At 70.2% G+C, this 14802-nt stretch carries 18 protein-coding genes; 8 read left to right on the forward strand and 10 right to left on the reverse strand.

Annotation, left to right across the window (positions count from 1 at the left end; genetic code table 11):
* Positions 1-5: 5 nt before the first annotated feature.
* From ASG53_RS12485 to ASG53_RS12500, 5 genes are all read right to left on the reverse strand, one after another.
* The gene (locus ASG53_RS12485) at positions 6-422 is read right to left on the reverse strand and encodes a lasso peptide biosynthesis B2 protein (protein ID WP_056133430.1); all 417 of its coding nucleotides are present in this window, start codon (positions 420-422) and stop codon (positions 6-8) included.
* Complete coding sequence (locus ASG53_RS12490) at positions 419-685, reverse strand: PqqD family protein (protein WP_056133432.1); 267 nt, start codon at positions 683-685, stop codon at positions 419-421. Before ASG53_RS12490 ends, ASG53_RS12485 begins: the two co-directional genes overlap by 4 nt.
* Positions 682-2151 (reverse strand): asparagine synthase-related protein, encoded by a 1470-nt coding sequence (locus ASG53_RS12495; RefSeq protein ID WP_156382780.1) that lies wholly within the window; start codon positions 2149-2151, stop codon positions 682-684. Before ASG53_RS12495 ends, ASG53_RS12490 begins: the two co-directional genes overlap by 4 nt.
* Positions 2152-2656: 505 nt before the next feature.
* The gene (locus tag ASG53_RS19885; RefSeq protein ID WP_156382781.1) at positions 2657-2770 is read right to left on the reverse strand and encodes a lasso RiPP family leader peptide-containing protein; all 114 of its coding nucleotides are present in this window, start codon (positions 2768-2770) and stop codon (positions 2657-2659) included.
* A 336-nt stretch (positions 2771-3106) separates the two neighbouring features.
* On the reverse strand, positions 3107-3712 hold the full coding sequence (locus ASG53_RS12500; RefSeq protein ID WP_082544006.1) for a TetR/AcrR family transcriptional regulator: 606 nt from the start codon (positions 3710-3712) through the stop codon (positions 3107-3109).
* 92 nt (positions 3713-3804) lie between these two features.
* Here ASG53_RS12500 and ASG53_RS12505 point away from each other — a divergent pair, with 92 nt between their 5' ends.
* The 6 genes from ASG53_RS12505 to ASG53_RS12530 all read left to right on the forward strand — a co-directional run bounded on the left by ASG53_RS12505 (position 3805) and on the right by ASG53_RS12530 (position 9789).
* Positions 3805-4767 (forward strand): AvrD family protein, encoded by a 963-nt coding sequence (locus tag ASG53_RS12505; RefSeq protein ID WP_056133444.1) that lies wholly within the window; start codon positions 3805-3807, stop codon positions 4765-4767.
* On the forward strand, positions 4764-5363 hold the full coding sequence (locus ASG53_RS12510) for a TetR/AcrR family transcriptional regulator (RefSeq protein WP_056133446.1): 600 nt from the start codon (positions 4764-4766) through the stop codon (positions 5361-5363). The genes ASG53_RS12505 and ASG53_RS12510 overlap by 4 nt, the downstream gene beginning before the upstream one ends.
* Positions 5360-6220, forward strand: a complete 861-nt coding sequence (locus ASG53_RS12515; protein ID WP_056133447.1) for an SDR family NAD(P)-dependent oxidoreductase — start codon at positions 5360-5362, stop codon at positions 6218-6220. The genes ASG53_RS12510 and ASG53_RS12515 overlap by 4 nt, the downstream gene beginning before the upstream one ends.
* Positions 6221-6284: 64 nt before the next feature.
* The gene (locus ASG53_RS12520) at positions 6285-6680 is read left to right on the forward strand and encodes an ArsR/SmtB family transcription factor (protein WP_056133449.1); all 396 of its coding nucleotides are present in this window, start codon (positions 6285-6287) and stop codon (positions 6678-6680) included.
* A gap of 5 nt (positions 6681-6685) precedes the next feature.
* Positions 6686-7915, forward strand: a complete 1230-nt coding sequence (locus ASG53_RS12525; protein ID WP_056133452.1) for an MFS transporter — start codon at positions 6686-6688, stop codon at positions 7913-7915.
* A 122-nt stretch (positions 7916-8037) separates the two neighbouring features.
* The gene (locus ASG53_RS12530) at positions 8038-9789 is read left to right on the forward strand and encodes a SpoIIE family protein phosphatase (protein WP_056133455.1); all 1752 of its coding nucleotides are present in this window, start codon (positions 8038-8040) and stop codon (positions 9787-9789) included.
* A gap of 43 nt (positions 9790-9832) precedes the next feature.
* On the opposite strand, the gene ASG53_RS12535 is transcribed toward ASG53_RS12530, so the two are convergent.
* The 4 genes from ASG53_RS12535 to ASG53_RS12550 all read right to left on the reverse strand — a co-directional run bounded on the left by ASG53_RS12535 (position 9833) and on the right by ASG53_RS12550 (position 12753).
* Complete coding sequence (locus ASG53_RS12535) at positions 9833-10222, reverse strand: ATP-binding protein (protein ID WP_056133456.1); 390 nt, start codon at positions 10220-10222, stop codon at positions 9833-9835.
* A gap of 281 nt (positions 10223-10503) precedes the next feature.
* A complete protein-coding gene (locus ASG53_RS12540; protein ID WP_056133458.1) occupies positions 10504-11040 on the reverse strand; it encodes a VanZ family protein in 537 nt (178 codons plus the stop codon).
* 275 nt (positions 11041-11315) lie between these two features.
* Complete coding sequence (locus ASG53_RS12545) at positions 11316-11690, reverse strand: hypothetical protein (protein WP_056133460.1); 375 nt, start codon at positions 11688-11690, stop codon at positions 11316-11318.
* 190 nt (positions 11691-11880) lie between these two features.
* Positions 11881-12753 (reverse strand): LysR substrate-binding domain-containing protein, encoded by an 873-nt coding sequence (locus ASG53_RS12550; RefSeq protein ID WP_056133462.1) that lies wholly within the window; start codon positions 12751-12753, stop codon positions 11881-11883.
* 69 nt (positions 12754-12822) lie between these two features.
* Between ASG53_RS12550 and ASG53_RS12555 the strand changes: the two genes are divergently transcribed.
* Positions 12823-13410 carry a GNAT family N-acetyltransferase gene (locus tag ASG53_RS12555; RefSeq protein ID WP_082544008.1) on the forward strand — a complete coding sequence of 196 codons (588 nt, stop codon included), beginning with the start codon at positions 12823-12825 and terminating at the stop codon, positions 13408-13410.
* Here ASG53_RS12555 and ASG53_RS12560 read toward each other — a convergent pair.
* Complete coding sequence (locus ASG53_RS12560; protein WP_056133464.1) at positions 13382-13822, reverse strand: winged helix-turn-helix transcriptional regulator; 441 nt, start codon at positions 13820-13822, stop codon at positions 13382-13384. The two genes, ASG53_RS12555 and ASG53_RS12560, sit on opposite strands and share 29 nt — an antisense overlap.
* A gap of 85 nt (positions 13823-13907) precedes the next feature.
* On the opposite strand from ASG53_RS12560, the gene ASG53_RS12565 reads away from it, so the two are divergent.
* Positions 13908-14744: an NAD(P)H-binding protein gene (locus ASG53_RS12565; protein WP_056133474.1), complete on the forward strand. Its 837-nt coding sequence runs from the start codon at positions 13908-13910 to the stop codon at positions 14742-14744.
* Positions 14745-14802 lie beyond the last annotated feature (58 nt).

Consider the following 14802-nt stretch of genomic DNA (forward strand, 5'->3'; position numbering starts at 1 on the left):
CCGCGTCAGACCTCTCTGACGGCCGCCTTCCGCGGGTGGACGGAGATCACCGGCCGGAAGTAGTCCGCCAGAGCCGGGTCTTCTCCGACGGGCACACCGTCCACCGCGACCCACGCGTGGGCGCGGAACGGCATCAGGCACGCCCCGCTCTGCCACTCGGGCCAGCTGCCGCTGCTCCGGCAGAGGAGCGAGACGGCGACCGAGCGTTGCAGGCACCACCGGCCTGCGCACCGCGCGCTCGTCGCGACCACGGCCTCGTAGCAGCGCAGAGCCTCCTCACGGGTCGCCGGGCGTGCGCCTGCGGAGAGTGCGCGCAGGGACTTCTCCAGCCGCCCGGGCCGCATCGTGGACAGCAGCCGCGCCACCCCGATCGCACACCACGTCCTGAGCCGCATCGACAGCGAGAGCCTCGGAGGCGTCATCGTCTCGCCTTCTTCACCACGGACCGTGCGAGCAGGTCCTGCTCCAGAGCGTCCAGGTCCGCGCCGATCCGCCCAGCCTGCTCGGGGAACTCCTGCACGAGATCGTCGTGGATCTCGGCGAGGGAGCGTCCGTCGATCATCGCCTGGAGCACCGTGAACCCCAGCGGGTTCAGCTGCAGGTAGGCGCCCGACTTCTTGTCGAGGGCGATCCCTCCTCCCTCGGCCTCCACGATCTCGAGCGAGGGGTTCAGCACGTAGCTCATCGGGCCAGCTCCTTCTGCAGCGACGGGTATCTCGGTCGTTCGACGTCCCGCAGCCACAGCTCAAGGCCGATCGCGACGTCGAGGTCCATGAAGGTCGAGACCGTGGCCGGCAGGCCGCTCAGCGCGTCGACGACCGAGGCACGGTCGACGATGCCTCGGGCGACGGCTCGGCTGTCCGGCCCGAACAGCTCCAGCAGGGCCTGTCGGTTCTGCTCGAGCCCGCGGTAGAGCTCGCGGTTGTACCCACCCTTGGAACTCCTCTGGGCAAGAGCAGGGGGCAGGATGCCGCGCATGGCTGCGCCGAGCAGCGGTTTGTACGTCCCTGTGCGGATGTGGACCGAGGGCTTCGCCAGCAGCGCTGCCTCGACGACGGCCTCGTCGAGGAACGGGCTCTCCACCCAGACACCGTGTCCGGCAGAGAGTGCCGTCATCCTCCGGGTCACGTCCCCGCCGATGCGGACGAGCTTCATGATCTCGTGCTGCGGCTTGCGCGGAGACAGCGGTGCGAGGTCACCGAGGCTGCGGCCGCGGCCCTCGAACAGGTCTGTCACCCGCGCACGTGCGTCGTCGGTGATCCACGGCGCCAGGCGAGGCGTCGACTCCCAGCCGAGGGACCACGGCCTCCTCTCGGAGACTGTCGCGGCGCCGAGACGGGCGAACCAGTCCTCGAAGGAGACGTCACGGTCTGGGTCCTTCGCCATCCGGCGGCGGACCGTGCGCGGCACGTCGTGGCGTTCGTACACGAAGGCTTCGAAGGGCTTCTTCGCGGCACCCCGGTCCGTCGTCAGGTAGTCGTGCATCGCCAGCACGTCCATCGAGAACAGCTCGTCGCCGCCGGTGCCGTTGAGGCGCGCGTGCGGGGCGGCGACGTCGACCCGGGTGTGCAGGTACAAGGACTTCCCGTGGGTCCGTGCCATGGGGTCTGGTGTGTCACGGGAGTACGACCGGTCGTCCACCATCGTGTACCACGTCGGTGACTCGTCGTAGGGGAACACATGATGCTCGGCACCTGGGAGCCGGGCTGCCGCGACGGCCGCCCAGCGTGCGTCGTCGTTCAGGCTGTCGTCGGACAGCGAGTGGAAGGTCTCGAAGGTCGCGGTGTGGCGGTCCAGCATGAAGGCGAGGCTCGTCGAGTCGAGCCCGCCGGACAGGTCCGCGCTGACCGACGCGAAGCTCGCGGACCGGGCCTCGACGGCCCGCGAGAGCGCAGTCCGGACCAGGTCGGCCGCCTGATCGGCATCGCCGATCTCGGGAGCCGGAGGTGACCAGTAGCTGGTCAGACGCAGCGTCCCGTCGCGGTCGAGGGCAGCGAAGGATCCGGGCGGCACAGCGTCGACCCCTCGCCACAGCGGCAGGTCGTCGACGGGGTGCGGAGGGTAGGAGGCCAGCGCCCACACGGGCACCAGCTGCTCGTCCACAGGGAGGCCACCGAGCTCGGCGAGCAACGACGCGCTGTCCGAGAACACGACGGCACCCGTGCCTCGCAGCCGTGTGCTGCAGAGCCTGCGTGTCCGAGAGATCGAGCCGGCCTGGACCGTGCCGTCCTCTGTGCTGATGAACAGATGGAAGTCCCCGGAGAGGTGGCGGCGCAGAGCGACGAGGTCTGACGCGGTGCGAGCCTGGCCCAGGCCTCGCTCCAGGACACCCGCTCCGTCGTGCGCGTGGACCGCGCCGACGGCCAGAATCCGGCGACTCCCGGCCGAGACGAGCTGCTCAGGGGCGCGGGACCGAGACGTCCGGACGATCCAGGGGCGCCCTGAGGCATGACGAGTCGTGCAGGACCACCCCTGGGCCAGGCACGAGTCGGCCACTGCAGAGTGCTCGGGCGTGTCAGCCAGACCCACGAATCCCATCAGCCGCCCCCGTCGATCGTGCGCAGGCCCAGGTCCCGCGCGACTGTCCGTCCGCGTGAGCGCCGCCCTGTCGAGACGTGGTCGCCAGGGCGGCGCTCAGTGATTCAGCGGTGTCCGATCAGAACCACCATCCGCCGACGAAGTCGACGACCCCGCCGTCTCGCACGGCCTGCGTGAGCTCTGTGAAGTCGCCTGCGGCGACGATGCTCGGTGCCTGGTATGCCTTCTCCATGATGTCCTCCTCTCCAGAAGCGTCATTGCTGCGCGAAGAGCTGGCTCTCCGCCTGGATCCGGGGGGGTGAAGCCGATCCCCGGGCGCAGATACCTCGACCTAGATCCCCCTGCGACGGTCGAGGTTTCGTTACGCGCCTCACCGTAACAGTGGTCTCCGGAGAGGACAAGCACTCGAGATCAGCGCGCCCAGAGGGTTACCGAGGGCCCTCCGGGCGCCGGGAGGGGTCCGTGCTCCGACGTCGCAGGTCAGAGCGCAGATCAGAGCCCAGGCCACATCGCAGGAGCTCGGTTTCACGCGGGGCGCGACCCATGAGGCGGAGTTCGCCGACGCTGGCTAGGCGCCGGTCCCGTGCGGCGAGGCGCCGAGCTGCGTCATCACCGTCTGCACGGTCATCCGTGCGAGACGGTCGTCCAGGGCCCCCTCCAGCGGGAGGAGCGTGCGCGCGAGCAACGGTCCGATGAGCAGGTCGCAGACGAGCTCGAAGTCGACGTCAGCGCTGGGGATCTCCCCCCGGTCCGCCGCAGAGCAGATCAGGTCACGGACGTTCGCCCGACGGGGCTCGATGAAGTCGCTGCGGTAACGGCTCCGGATCTCCGGGTCGCTGCGGACCAACCTCACCAGCCCAGGGAGGTTGCGCTGCATCAGCGGGGTCGAGAACATCGCGATGTCCTCGCGCTGCAAGGTGAGGAGGTCGTCGGAGAGCGAGCCCGTGTCGACCGGCGAACCCGTACCGAAGCGCCGCCAGATGACCTCGAAGGCGAGGGCGGACGTGCTCGGGAAGCGCCTGTAGAACGTGGGCCTGGTCGTGCCGACCTCGGTCACGAGCCGGTCGACCGTCAGGGCCTCGAAACCCTCGGAGACCATCGTCCTCTCCGCTGCCTGCAGCAGTGCTTCGCTCAACCCCGGCGTCTGGGGCCTACCTCCGAGGTTGGTCTGCATGCCGCAACGATATCAACCAGCCCGACGAAAGACCTCAAAACAGTACGGACACCGCAGGCGGACGTTAGGCCCGGGACTGTAATGTAAATCACATGCTCCAGGGGGAAACGACAAAGACGCCTCTGACCGCAGTTCTCGGCCCCGCCCACGGGAGGTATTTTGCCGAGGGCTATCGAGAGGTCCGCTACGAGGTCGGCACGGTCCGCGAGGACCCGATCGACGACTGCCGCGCGCACGCCGTCGTCACGGCTCTCTATCCGCAGGACTGGTCCCGCGGCAGGGACGGTTCGGCCCGCACACCGCACCTGAGCTCGGTCGACGCCATCGCCCTCCCGCTGATCGTGCTCGAGAGGCTCGCCGACCCGGCTCGCCTGTCCTCGTACTGGGTCGAGCGGGTCGAGCTCCGCGCTCCGACCGGGCCGAGGACCGATCTCGCGAGCATCCCGCTCGTCCTCGATGTCGAGGGGGTCGTCGGTGAGACCGACCTGTCGCTCACGGCAGACACCGGCGGCATGCGCACGCGGCTCGCCCTGCGCCGCTCGGCAGCCGGAGGACCTGAGCGCGGCGACGACGGGACGCCCTCGGTCTACTCCGAGGGCTTCCGGCACGTCGGCGCTGAGACGTCGCTGACCGCGCACACCGTCGACGAGGGCGTCGGAGCCCTCCACGACTTCCGTCTTCGTCCGGGAGCCCAGATGCCTGCGCTGTCAGGGGTAGAGGCCGCGTTCTCCCCCGCGGTCAGCGCGATCGACCTGCTGGTCACGATGGGTCAGATGACGCAGGCGACGATCTACCAGAGCATGCCTGTCGAGCACCGTCGTGGTGAGCTCTGGATGCGCTCGATGACGATCGACGTCTGTGAGACTCCCCGGCCGCTGCCGTCATGCGTCTCCAGCTCGACGCGGGTCACCCGGCACCGCGTCCTCGACCGGGACGGCCGACGCATCCACGACATCTCTGCAGAGTCGCAGATCGAGACTCTCGTGCATGCCAGGGCGAGCCTCGCCTACGTCGAACCCACGCCTGCCCCCTCGAAGGGATCACCTGGAGCATGAACCACGTCGACGCCAGCAGAGACGCCCTCGTGCGTGCAGCCTCCGAGCTGTTCACCACCCGCTCCTTCGCGGAGATCTCGATCGCGGACATCGCCGCAGAAGCCGGTGTCCCGTCGGAGGTGGCCCTGAGAGCCTTCCCCTCGACGCACGACATCGGCACGGTCGTGCTCGACCACGAGAGAGCCAGCATGCACGCTGTGCAAGATCGGCTCGCGAGCCACGACGGCTCGGCCCTCGACCGTCTCGTCCTCGCCTTCAGGCTCGTCGGCGAGAACCTCGCGGGGGACGTCCTCGTCCGCGCCGGCGTCTGCCTCGCCTCCGGCGCGCGCCACGCCTTCCCAGGACGACGCCTCGACCCGTTCCAGACGTGGCTCACCTTCGTCGACGGCCTGCTGACCACGGCGCGAGCCGACGGCGAGCTCCGTGACGACGTCGACCTGACGTCGGCGGGCTGGCTGGTCGTCGCGAGCGGGATAGGGACGATGGACTACTGCCGGACGCAGGGACGGTGGCACGACGCGACGCGCCTCCTCGAGCAGACTGCGCTGGGGATGGTCGCCCTGCTCCGCGCCTCGGCCGCAGAGGGGCGACGATGACGGAGGAGCAGAGCGTCGTCCTCGTCACCGGTGCTTCCGGTGGGATCGGTGCAGCGACCGCACGACTGCTGCTGGACCGCGGTCACCACGTCGTCGCCCACCACAGCCGACGCCGTGAAGCCGTGGACGCCCTGGTGTCTCACGCCGAGTCGGTGGGGCGACGATGCTGGCCGGTCCAGGCCGACCTCGGCGAGATGTCGGGGGTGCAGCGTCTGGTGTCCGAGGTGGACCGGCTGCTGGTCGAGCACCCCTCGCTCCGGCTGACGGGGCTCGTCAACAATGCCGCCAGGCTGCTCGGCCCCTCCTTCGACGCCGCCGACCCGGACGACTTTGACCTCTACCTCGCGATCAACGCACGCGCCCCGTTCTTCCTCACGCAGCAGCTGTCGCGCAGGATGACCACCGGCGGGAGCATCGTCAACGTCTCGTCTGCGGGTGTGCACTTCTCGAGCCCTGGGGACATCGTCTACGCGATGTCGAAGGCGGCGGTCGAGGCGCTGACCCGGCACGCGGCCGAGGCTCTGGCGCCGCGCAGCATCCGGATCAACGCCGTGGTGCCCGGGTTCACCGACAACGGTCACCCGGCGTTCCAGGATCCCGCCATCAGGACCTACATGGCCGGGTTCTCGGTCCTCGACGACGTGGCGGCCGTCGACGACGTCGCCCGCGCGATCGGCTTCCTGCTGTCTGAGGACTCTCGACGAACGACCGGCACGCTGATCGACGTCAGCGGGGGGAGCACGTTGGGCGCACGACCGCGCACGGCTGGGAAGGTCTCTCTGCGCTCAGTCGCCGAGGGAGATGCTCTGCCGGCCCCGACGACCGGAGCATCTGCGGAGGGCACGGACGACCTCTAGCCCCTTCGGGCGCGCCGCTCCGCCACGCTCGCGGCACACCATCCACCGGAACTACTATCTGCACATGAGTGAAGATAAGAAGGTCTGCAGTCTTGGTGTGGACAGCCAGTACGTGGAGATGGCAGCCGAGGTCTTCCGTCTGCTCTCCGACGCGACCCGCATCCGCATCGTCCTCGCACTGCGTGGCGGTGAGCTGTCCGTCAACCAGCTCGCGGAGGTGGTCGAGAAGACGCCGACGATCGTGTCGCAGCACCTGGCGAAGATGCGGTGGGCTCGGATGGTCGCTGTCCGCAAGGACGGCACCCGCGCCTTCTACAGCCTCACCGACGAGCACGCACGACGTCTGGTCGGTGAGGCGGTGTTCCAGGCCGAGCACGCCCTCGACGAGACCCCCGCGCACCACGAGACCGCGATGCCGCCGCCCCCCTCGCCGCACCAGCACCTCCTCGAAGAGCGCTGACGACGATGCTCGACGTGCTGCGCGACAGCGCCTACCGCAAGCTCTTCAGCGCCCAGGTGATCGCCCTGGTGGGCACCGGGCTCCTCACGGTCGCCCTCGGGCTCCTCGCCTTCGACCTCGCCGGCAGCGATGCCGGCCTCGTCCTGGGCACCGCGCTGACGATCAAGATGCTCGCCTATGTCGGCGTGGCACCTGTCGTCTCGGCGATCACCGGGCGCATCGCGCGCAAGAAGGTCCTGATCGGCGCTGACGTGGCCCGAGCCGCGGTGGCCCTCTCGCTGCCCTTCGTGGGCGAGATCTGGCAGATCTACGTGCTGATCTTCGTCCTCCAGGCCGCCTCGGCCACCTTCACCCCCACGTTCCAGGCGGTGATCCCCGAGGTGCTCCCCGACGAGGGTCAGTACACCCGCGCTCTGTCACTCTCCCGCCTGGCCTACGACCTCGAGGCACTGGTCAGCCCTGCCCTGGCCGCAGCGCTGCTGACCGTGATGAGCTATCACAACCTCTTCGTGGGGACCTTCGTCGGGTTCGTCGGCTCGGCGCTGCTCGTCCTGGCCACGAGCTTCCCACCCCGGGCACCTGTCACGGCCGCGCCGTTCCTGGACAGGCTCACCCGGGGAGCACGCATCTTCTGGCGCGTCCGCGAGCTGCGCAGCCTGCTCTTCCTCAACCTGGTCGTGGCCACCTCGACGGCGATGGTCATCGTCAACACCGTCGTGCTCGTCCAGGGCCGCCTAGAACGCCCGCAGACCGACGTCGCGATCCTGCTCGCCGCCTACGGTGGCGGATCGATGCTCGTGGCACTGTGCCTGCCGAAGGTCCTCGACAGGTCCCCCGACCACACCGTCATGCTCACCGGCGCCGCGATCCTGCCCGTCGGCCTGGTCGCGGTCGCCGTCATCACGGCCATGGACGCGAGCACCCCCCAGTGGATCGCCCTGATCGGGGCCTGGGCCGTCCTGGGTGCAGCCACCGCGCTGGTCTCGACTCCGTCCTCACGGCTCCTGCGCCGCGCGTCGGACGAGGCGGACCGACCCGCGGTCTTCGCCGCGCAGTTCTCGCTGTCCCACGCCTGCTTCATCCTCACCTACCCCACCGCCGGGGTGCTCGGGGCCCTCGTCGGCCTGCCGTGGACCGCCGTGGTCCTCGCCGCCCTGGGGGCTGGAGCACTGGCCGTCGCGCGCACCGCGTGGCCTGCACCTCGCCCGGTCCCGGCGCTGACACCTGCGGGCTGACCTCCCCGCACAGGCCTCCCGGCAGCCCAGCGCGGTCTGCCAGAGGGCAGTCCTGGGAGCCGCGCCGATCTGCTCCCGCGGACTGTGGCCGTGCGCACGCCCGTGCGCAGTACATTGACGCCATGGACACAGCGTGGTTCGGTCCGACTGCTCGCAGCAGCTCGATGGGTTCGGCCACGCTCGAGCTCGCGTGGGAGTCCACGCCTCTGGGGGCGATGTCCACGTGGGGCGAGTCTCTGCGCCAGACCGCGCGGATGTGCTTCAGCACGAAGTTCCCGGTGATGATCGCCTGGGGCCCCGACCTCACGATGATCTTCAACGACGCCTACCGTGACATGCTCGGCACCCACAAGCGCCTGGCGGCCCTCGGCGCACCGCTCGCGACGGTGTGGGAGGAGGTCTGGGACGGCCTGGGCGCGACCGTCGAGCAGGTCATGACGACCCGCCTGCCCACCTGGGCGACCGACGAACAGCTGATGGTCAACCGGTCCGGCTTCGTCGAGGAGACCTTCTTCACCTGCTCCTACAGCCCCCTGCTCGACGACTGGGGTGAGGTCGCGGGGATCTTGGGCATCGCGACCGAGACCACCACCCAGGTCGTCACCCAGCGGCGACTCGCCCTGGTCGACTCCCTCTACGCCGAGCTCCAGCGCACCCCGAGCGACCCCGCCACGATCGCCCAGACCGCCATCGACCTGCTGACCGCGAGCCCCGACCTCGCGCGGTGCTCGATCGTCCTGCGCACCCCGGCCGCACCGGGGACCGTCGTCACCGGAGACCCTGCGCTGGCCCGGGAGACAGGCGCAGACGTGCTCGACCCGGTCCTGAGCTCCCGGGCCGTGATGGTCGCGGGCTCGGTGATCGTGGCGCCGCTGTCCTCGACCGACCACGGCGGCGCCGACGGTGCACTGATCCTGGACGTCGCCCCCACACGCCCCTTCGACGCGGCCCTGCGCGGCTTCGCGCTGCTGATCGCCGCGGCGCTGTCCGGGGCGCTGCGCGCCGCGACGCTCCAGCGCATCGACGTCGACTTCCTCGACGCCAGGGCACAGGTCCTCGAGCTCGAGCACGCCAAGGCCCGGGAGACCTCGATCGCCCTGCAGCACTCCCTGTTCACGGCTCCCCCCGAGCCCGACCACCTGCACCTGGTGGTCCGGTACCAACCGGCAGCGCGCGACCTCGAGATCGGCGGAGACTGGTACGACGCGTTCCTCACCAAGGACGGTGCCACGACACTCGTGATCGGTGACGTCACCGGCCACGACTACCACGCTGCGGCCGCGATGGGGCAGCTGCGCGGGCTGATCCGGGCGATCGCCTACGACAGCGATCACCCACCGGCGACGGTCTTCGAACGCACAGACGAGGCCATCGCAGGTCTCAACCTCGGCTCCTCGGCGACAGCCACCGCGATCATGGCGCGCCTCGAGCAAGACCCGGTGGGTCGCCTCGACGGGGTGCGCACGGTCCGCTGGACCAACGCCGGGCACCCCCACCCGCTGCTGCTCCGCGCGGACGGGACCATCGAGATCCTCGACCGGCACAACGACCCGCTCCTGGGGGTCCTGGCAGGCACGCCCCGCACCGAGCACAGCGTCGACATGCACCCCGAGGACACGCTCTTCCTCTACACGGACGGCCTGACCGAACGCCGTGGGGTGTCCTGGACCACGAGCACCGCGGCGCTGGTCGACGCACTGCGGGGTGGCCACACCAAGACCCTCGACGAGCTCGCCGACCACGTCCTGGCGACGCTCGCGCCCTCGGAGGCGGCCGACGACGTCGCGCTGGTCCTGGTACGCCCCTACCCGGAGAACCGGCCGCGCCCGCCCGAGGCCGGACCTGGGTCGGACGTGCCCGGACCGATCATCTGACCCGGGTCGACCGGTCAGGTCACTGTCTGTCGCGAGAGGTCCCTCATTGCGGGGCGTCGACGGGAGCCGTGTGGACAGTCCACACGCACTTGGACGTCTCGGTGCGGAACCACCCCATCTCCCGGGCGACGCCGAGAGCCAGGACGAGCCCGAAGCCACCGTCCCGGCTGTCCCGGTCGACGGCCACCTGCGGGGGTGCCCCAGGTGCACTGTCGACGACCTCGAGCAGGTAGGTCGGTCCGTCGGTGCTCAGGTGGACCGTGGCCGAGCCGCCAGCGTGGCGCAACGCGTTGGTCGCCAGCTCGCTCGCGATGAGCACGAGCCCGTCGACAGACTGCTCTGGGGCAGACCAGTGGTGGCCGGTGAGGATCTTCGAGACGTCGGCGCGCAGACCCGCGAGGTCTCTGGTCGAGGCGAGGTGCCACGTGCGCACAGCGCGATGCCCTCGAGGAGGGTGGGCGTACTGGATCGGTGGCACGGGTGCTCCGGGGGCTGAGATCGTGCAGGTCCTCCCACAGGGGTCGGCGGTGGGCCGATGAGGATGAGCGAGACCGGACTGCCCTGGGCCGGTGCGCACAGCAGGCGCTCGAGGAGGTCGGTGAGCCTGCGAGCCTGGGAGAGAGTTCTCGCCCACGGCGCCCGCGCGCCGCCACGCACTCCGCGACCCTACGTCCGATGTGTCCGGCACGCCCGAGCAGCCCTGCGCCTCGGCGATCAACGCCAGCGAAACTCGTCGATGGTCGATCTGGCGCGTGGTCGCCGAGTCGCCGCTCCGAGCAGCGCGAGACCCAGTGCGGCACCGACGACGTTGAAGAGCAGGTCGTTCACGTCCGCGACGTGGCCGCCGCCCAGGAGGCGCGCGGTGACGTACTGCACCACCTCGATCAGCAGGCTGAAGCCCGCACCGAGACCGAGCACGCTCCACCATCGTGCTCGGGGCAGGAAGAGCGGGACGAGGATCCCGAGCGGCACGAAGACCACGATGTTGATCACCGCGTCGCGTACCTCGTAGCCGGCCAGCGGCACCAGGTTCAGGTACGTGTCCCAGGGCTGTTCGGTCGAAGGCTTGTCGAGGAAGATCGGGAAGACCGTGTTCGCGAGGACCCCGGCGACGTACACCCCGTTGGCCAGTGCAACAGCAGCCCGTCGACCTGTGAGGAGATCGCGTCTGCGGAGGGTCCAGAGCAGGACCACGACGACCGCCGCAGCGACGGGGACGACGACCGGCAAGACCGGTACCTGATGGAACACGTGAGATTCTCCCTGCGGCAGATGACGACAGCGTCGACCTGCGCACGCTGAGCACGTCGGTGCGGCCTGCGCACGACGACCTGCTCAGTGCCTCAGGGCTGTCCGTCCGACACCGTAGGCCGGAGCGACCAGGGAAGAGATCCACCGGAGGCATGATCCTCGGACGGCCCGCTGCGCCCACGGGTGGACGACGGGGGTCGTCCCGTCACATCGCCTGAACGCAGGCCGCTCCGCCGAGCGCCTGTGCCGCGACCCTCGGTTGCTGCCTTGGACCGTCAGCGGACGTAGACCTGACGACCCTGCACGCGGACGAGCCTCCCGTGGTGGTCCCGCTCGACCACTGCAGCGATCTGGGCCCTCGCCCGCTTGGCCCGGAGACCGATGACGAGCGCGACGAGCATGGTCGCGACGAGGAGCGCGAAGGCCACGAGGATCCCGGCCAGGACAGCGAGCCCGCCCGAGACCGTCGAGCCGAAGATCGCGGCGAGCAGCCCCAGGACCACGCCGCAGGTCGAGCACGTCAGCAGCATCGTCGAGGCGAGCTGCGCCCGAGCAGCTGAGGCGACCACAGCGGGCATCGAGGCGTTGAGAGCCTCGGTGGCCTCTCGGCTGAGGATCGGGTCGACGTCGTCCCGGTTGCTGCTGCGCACGGCCGCTCTCCTTCAGATGGATCGTGAGGTGTGTCCCGCGCGCACCAATCTATGCCGGAGACGGCAGACGACGGTTCCGGACAGGCCGACGTCTCGTCCGACGTCGGTCATCGGTCGCCGGACGTAGGTCCTCAGTGGTTGGCCACCCCGAAGCGCATGGACCCGAGAAACCCTGAGGCTGCACAACGGCTCAGACCGCGTCGACGAACCGCCTGAGCACAGGCCTCGTGTCGTCGGCGCGCGACGCCCAGGCGAGGGTGCTCGGTTCGTGCTGGCCGTCGAGCTCGAGGGCGACCACCCCGCTCGGAGCCGTGAGCATCGCGCTGACGGGCGCGACGGTCACCCCGACCCCCGCCGCGACCAGGTGCAGGAGGGTCGTCCAGTTGGACGCCTCTTGCACGACCTCGGGGATGGCACCGCCCGCCACGACGGGGGCGAGGTTGCGCGCTGTCGCGAGAGCGCCGGCCCCCGGTGGGAAGAACACGAAGGGGTCCCCCGCGATCTCTTCTCCACGGATGCTCGACCGCCCGGCGAGACGGTGCGTGGACGCCACCGCGGCGACGAAGCGCTCCGTGTGGAAAGGGGTCAGCTCGACGCCGTCGACGGCGTCGGGGTCACGGACGATCGCGAGGTCGAGGTCGCCGCGCAGGAGCCGTGCGAGGAGGTGCGCCGTCCAGCCCTCGGTGAGGTGGACCTGGACGAGCGGGTGCTCGTCGCGGAACTGCTGGACCCGACGCACGGGACCGAGCGGCAACGCCGAGCTGACGAAGCCGACGTCGAGCCGTCCCTGCTCTCCCCTGGCGACCCGCACCACCTCGTCGGCGTCCTTCTCGCCCTGCGCCAGGAGAGCTCGCGCGCGATCGCGCAGCACCTGGCCGGCCGCAGTCAGCGCCACGCTGCGTGAGGACCTGACGAACAGCTCGACCCCCAGGTCTCGCTCGAGCCGCTTGATCTGCTGCGACAGCGCAGGTTGCGCGATGTGGAGCGACTCGGCGGCGCGGCCGAAGTGCAGCAGGTCGGCGACCGCGAGGAACGGACGGAGGGCGCGCGGCTCGAGATCCATGCACAGAGTTTATCGATATGCCGATTCTCATCTTGGACGTGCACCCATCGGAGGTCGGAGACTGACGTCATGACTTCGACGACCTCCACGCCGCAGCCCGCACCGGCTCCAGCTCCAGCTCCAGACTCAGCACGGGCGCCGGCACCGGCTCCCGTGTCCATCGCCCCGATGGCCGGCGCAGCCGACGCGCGCGCCTTCCACGACCTCAACGCCGGATGGATCACCCAGCACTTCGCCCTCGAGGAGACCGACCTCGCTGTGATGCTCGACCCGCAGGCCGCGGTCGTCGACGCCGGAGGTGCTGTCCTGATCGCCCGCGACGGCGAGGCGCGCATCGGGTGCGTCGCGCTGCTCCCGCACGGTCCCGGCGTCGCCGAGCTGGCGAAGATGACCGTAGCGCAGGACCGCCGCGGGACGGGTCTCGGGCGTGCGCTCATCACGGCAGCCATCGACATGGCGCGCTCGATGGGCTTCAGCCGACTCGTCCTGGAGAGCAACACGGCTCTCGTCGCGGCGGTGCGGCTCTACGAGTCTGTCGGCTTCGAGCACGTCCCTGCGGACCGGCGCGAACCGTCCCCCTACGAGCGGGCCGACGTGTTCATGGACCTGGACCTCGCCCACGAGGCCGTCAGGACGACGACCGCCCCCGACGCATGACGTTGTCCGGGTGCTGGGCGTCGTAGGCCGACCGCGCGTCGGCGATGACCTCGCGGTGCGCGAGCGACCAGTCGGCCAGCGCCTTGACCAGGTGGGTGAGGCTCGCCCCGGTCTCGGTCAGCCTGTAGTCGACCTGCGCGGGGACCGTCGCGTACACCGTCCGGGTCACGAGGCCGTCGCGCTCCAGCCTCCGCACGGTGAGGGTGAGCATCCGCTGGGAGATCCCGTCGATGGCGCGCTGGAGCTCGCCGAAGCGCCGCGCACCGTTGGCGAGCTCGACGATCACGAAGACCGACCATGTGTCGCCCACACGGTCGAGGAGGTCACGGATCCCGCAGTCAGGGTGCTCAGGCAGGCCGCAGGGATCGAGCTCGGCGGGTCCAGCAGTCACACGTGTGTGCGTGAGTGACATCGAAGTGCCTCCTTGTGGGCGGATCGCAGGGGGTCGAGGATCACCGTATCCGCTGGGCACGACCACGACAGGAGACTCGACCGCGATGATCATGGTGACCGGAGCGACCGGACAGCTCGCCTCTCTCACGCTCCAGGAGCTGAGCAGCCGCGGGGTGCCAGCTCTCGGAGGCACGAGGAGGCCCACCGGCGGGCAGCGCCTCGTGGACTTCGACGACCCGGCGAGCCTCGACCTCACCGGCGTCTCGACGCTGGTGCTCGTCTCGGCAGGCTATGCCGAGGACGACCAGGTGATCGCCCGGCACGCAGCCCTCCTCGGCGCAGCGGCCCGCGACGGTGTGACCCATGTGGTCTACACCAGCCTGACCGGCGCGGGTGACCACCTCGGCTTCGCGCTCGCCCACCGAGCCACCGAGGACCTGGTGAGGGGCAGCGGCCTCGACTGGACGATCTTGCGCAACGGCCTCTACGCGGAGCTCTTCGGTGGGCTGCTGACCTGGGGCCCGGACGGCCTGGAGTCGCCCTTCGGCGACGGTGAGCTGTCGGCTGTGGCACGAGCGGATCTTGCGGCGGCCGCGGCCCTCGTCGCCGCCCACCCCTCCGCCCACGCCGGTGCGACCTACGAGCTCGTCGGTGATCCGATCACTGCCGGTGACGTCGCGGAGCGGCTCGAGGTCCCTCACCAGAGCATCGGCCTCGGTGAGTACCGTGCACGGCTCCTCGCGGACGGCTCGCTGCTGCCGTTCCAGCCGCCGATGCTCCTGTCGATCGCCTCGAGCGTGCGCCACGGGTTCTTGAGCGGTTCGAGCGACGACCTCACCAGGCTGCTGGACCGACCGCCGGCGGATGCGCTGGCTGTGGCAGTCGGAGCGGCGTCGGCCGGTCGTCCTGTCGAAGCACCTCGAGGGCCACTCGGAGCGTAGGACACCGGGGCCTCGAGCGTCGACTCCACCCTCGACCGGCGCGCGAGCGCACGCGGCA

The organism is Sanguibacter sp. Leaf3 (genome assembly GCF_001425965.1).
GTDB classification, from domain to species: domain Bacteria; phylum Actinomycetota; class Actinomycetes; order Actinomycetales; family Cellulomonadaceae; genus Sanguibacter; species Sanguibacter inulinus.

Bases quoted from the DNA above. Each gene is read 5' to 3' on its own strand.
- ASG53_RS12485 (WP_056133430.1), bottom strand. From the start codon at position 422: ATGACGCCTCCGAGGCTCTCGCTGTCGATGCGGCTCAGGACGTGGTGT.
- ASG53_RS12505 (WP_056133444.1), top strand. From the start codon at position 3,805: ATGCTCCAGGGGGAAACGACAAAGACGCCTCTGACCGCAGTTCTCGGC.
- ASG53_RS12515 (WP_056133447.1), top strand. From the start codon at position 5,360: ATGACGGAGGAGCAGAGCGTCGTCCTCGTCACCGGTGCTTCCGGTGGG.
- ASG53_RS12560 (WP_056133464.1), bottom strand. From the start codon at position 13,822: ATGTCACTCACGCACACACGTGTGACTGCTGGACCCGCCGAGCTCGAT.
- ASG53_RS12555 (WP_082544008.1), top strand. From the start codon at position 12,823: ATGACTTCGACGACCTCCACGCCGCAGCCCGCACCGGCTCCAGCTCCA.
- ASG53_RS12500 (WP_082544006.1), bottom strand. From the start codon at position 3,712: ATGCAGACCAACCTCGGAGGTAGGCCCCAGACGCCGGGGTTGAGCGAA.
- ASG53_RS12525 (WP_056133452.1), top strand. From the start codon at position 6,686: ATGCTCGACGTGCTGCGCGACAGCGCCTACCGCAAGCTCTTCAGCGCC.
- ASG53_RS12520 (WP_056133449.1), top strand. From the start codon at position 6,285: ATGAGTGAAGATAAGAAGGTCTGCAGTCTTGGTGTGGACAGCCAGTAC.
- ASG53_RS12530 (WP_056133455.1), top strand. From the start codon at position 8,038: ATGGACACAGCGTGGTTCGGTCCGACTGCTCGCAGCAGCTCGATGGGT.
- ASG53_RS12510 (WP_056133446.1), top strand. From the start codon at position 4,764: ATGAACCACGTCGACGCCAGCAGAGACGCCCTCGTGCGTGCAGCCTCC.
- ASG53_RS12550 (WP_056133462.1), bottom strand. From the start codon at position 12,753: ATGGATCTCGAGCCGCGCGCCCTCCGTCCGTTCCTCGCGGTCGCCGAC.
- ASG53_RS12565 (WP_056133474.1), top strand. From the start codon at position 13,908: ATGATCATGGTGACCGGAGCGACCGGACAGCTCGCCTCTCTCACGCTC.
- ASG53_RS19885 (WP_156382781.1), bottom strand. From the start codon at position 2,770: ATGGAGAAGGCATACCAGGCACCGAGCATCGTCGCCGCAGGCGACTTC.
- ASG53_RS12490 (WP_056133432.1), bottom strand. From the start codon at position 685: ATGAGCTACGTGCTGAACCCCTCGCTCGAGATCGTGGAGGCCGAGGGA.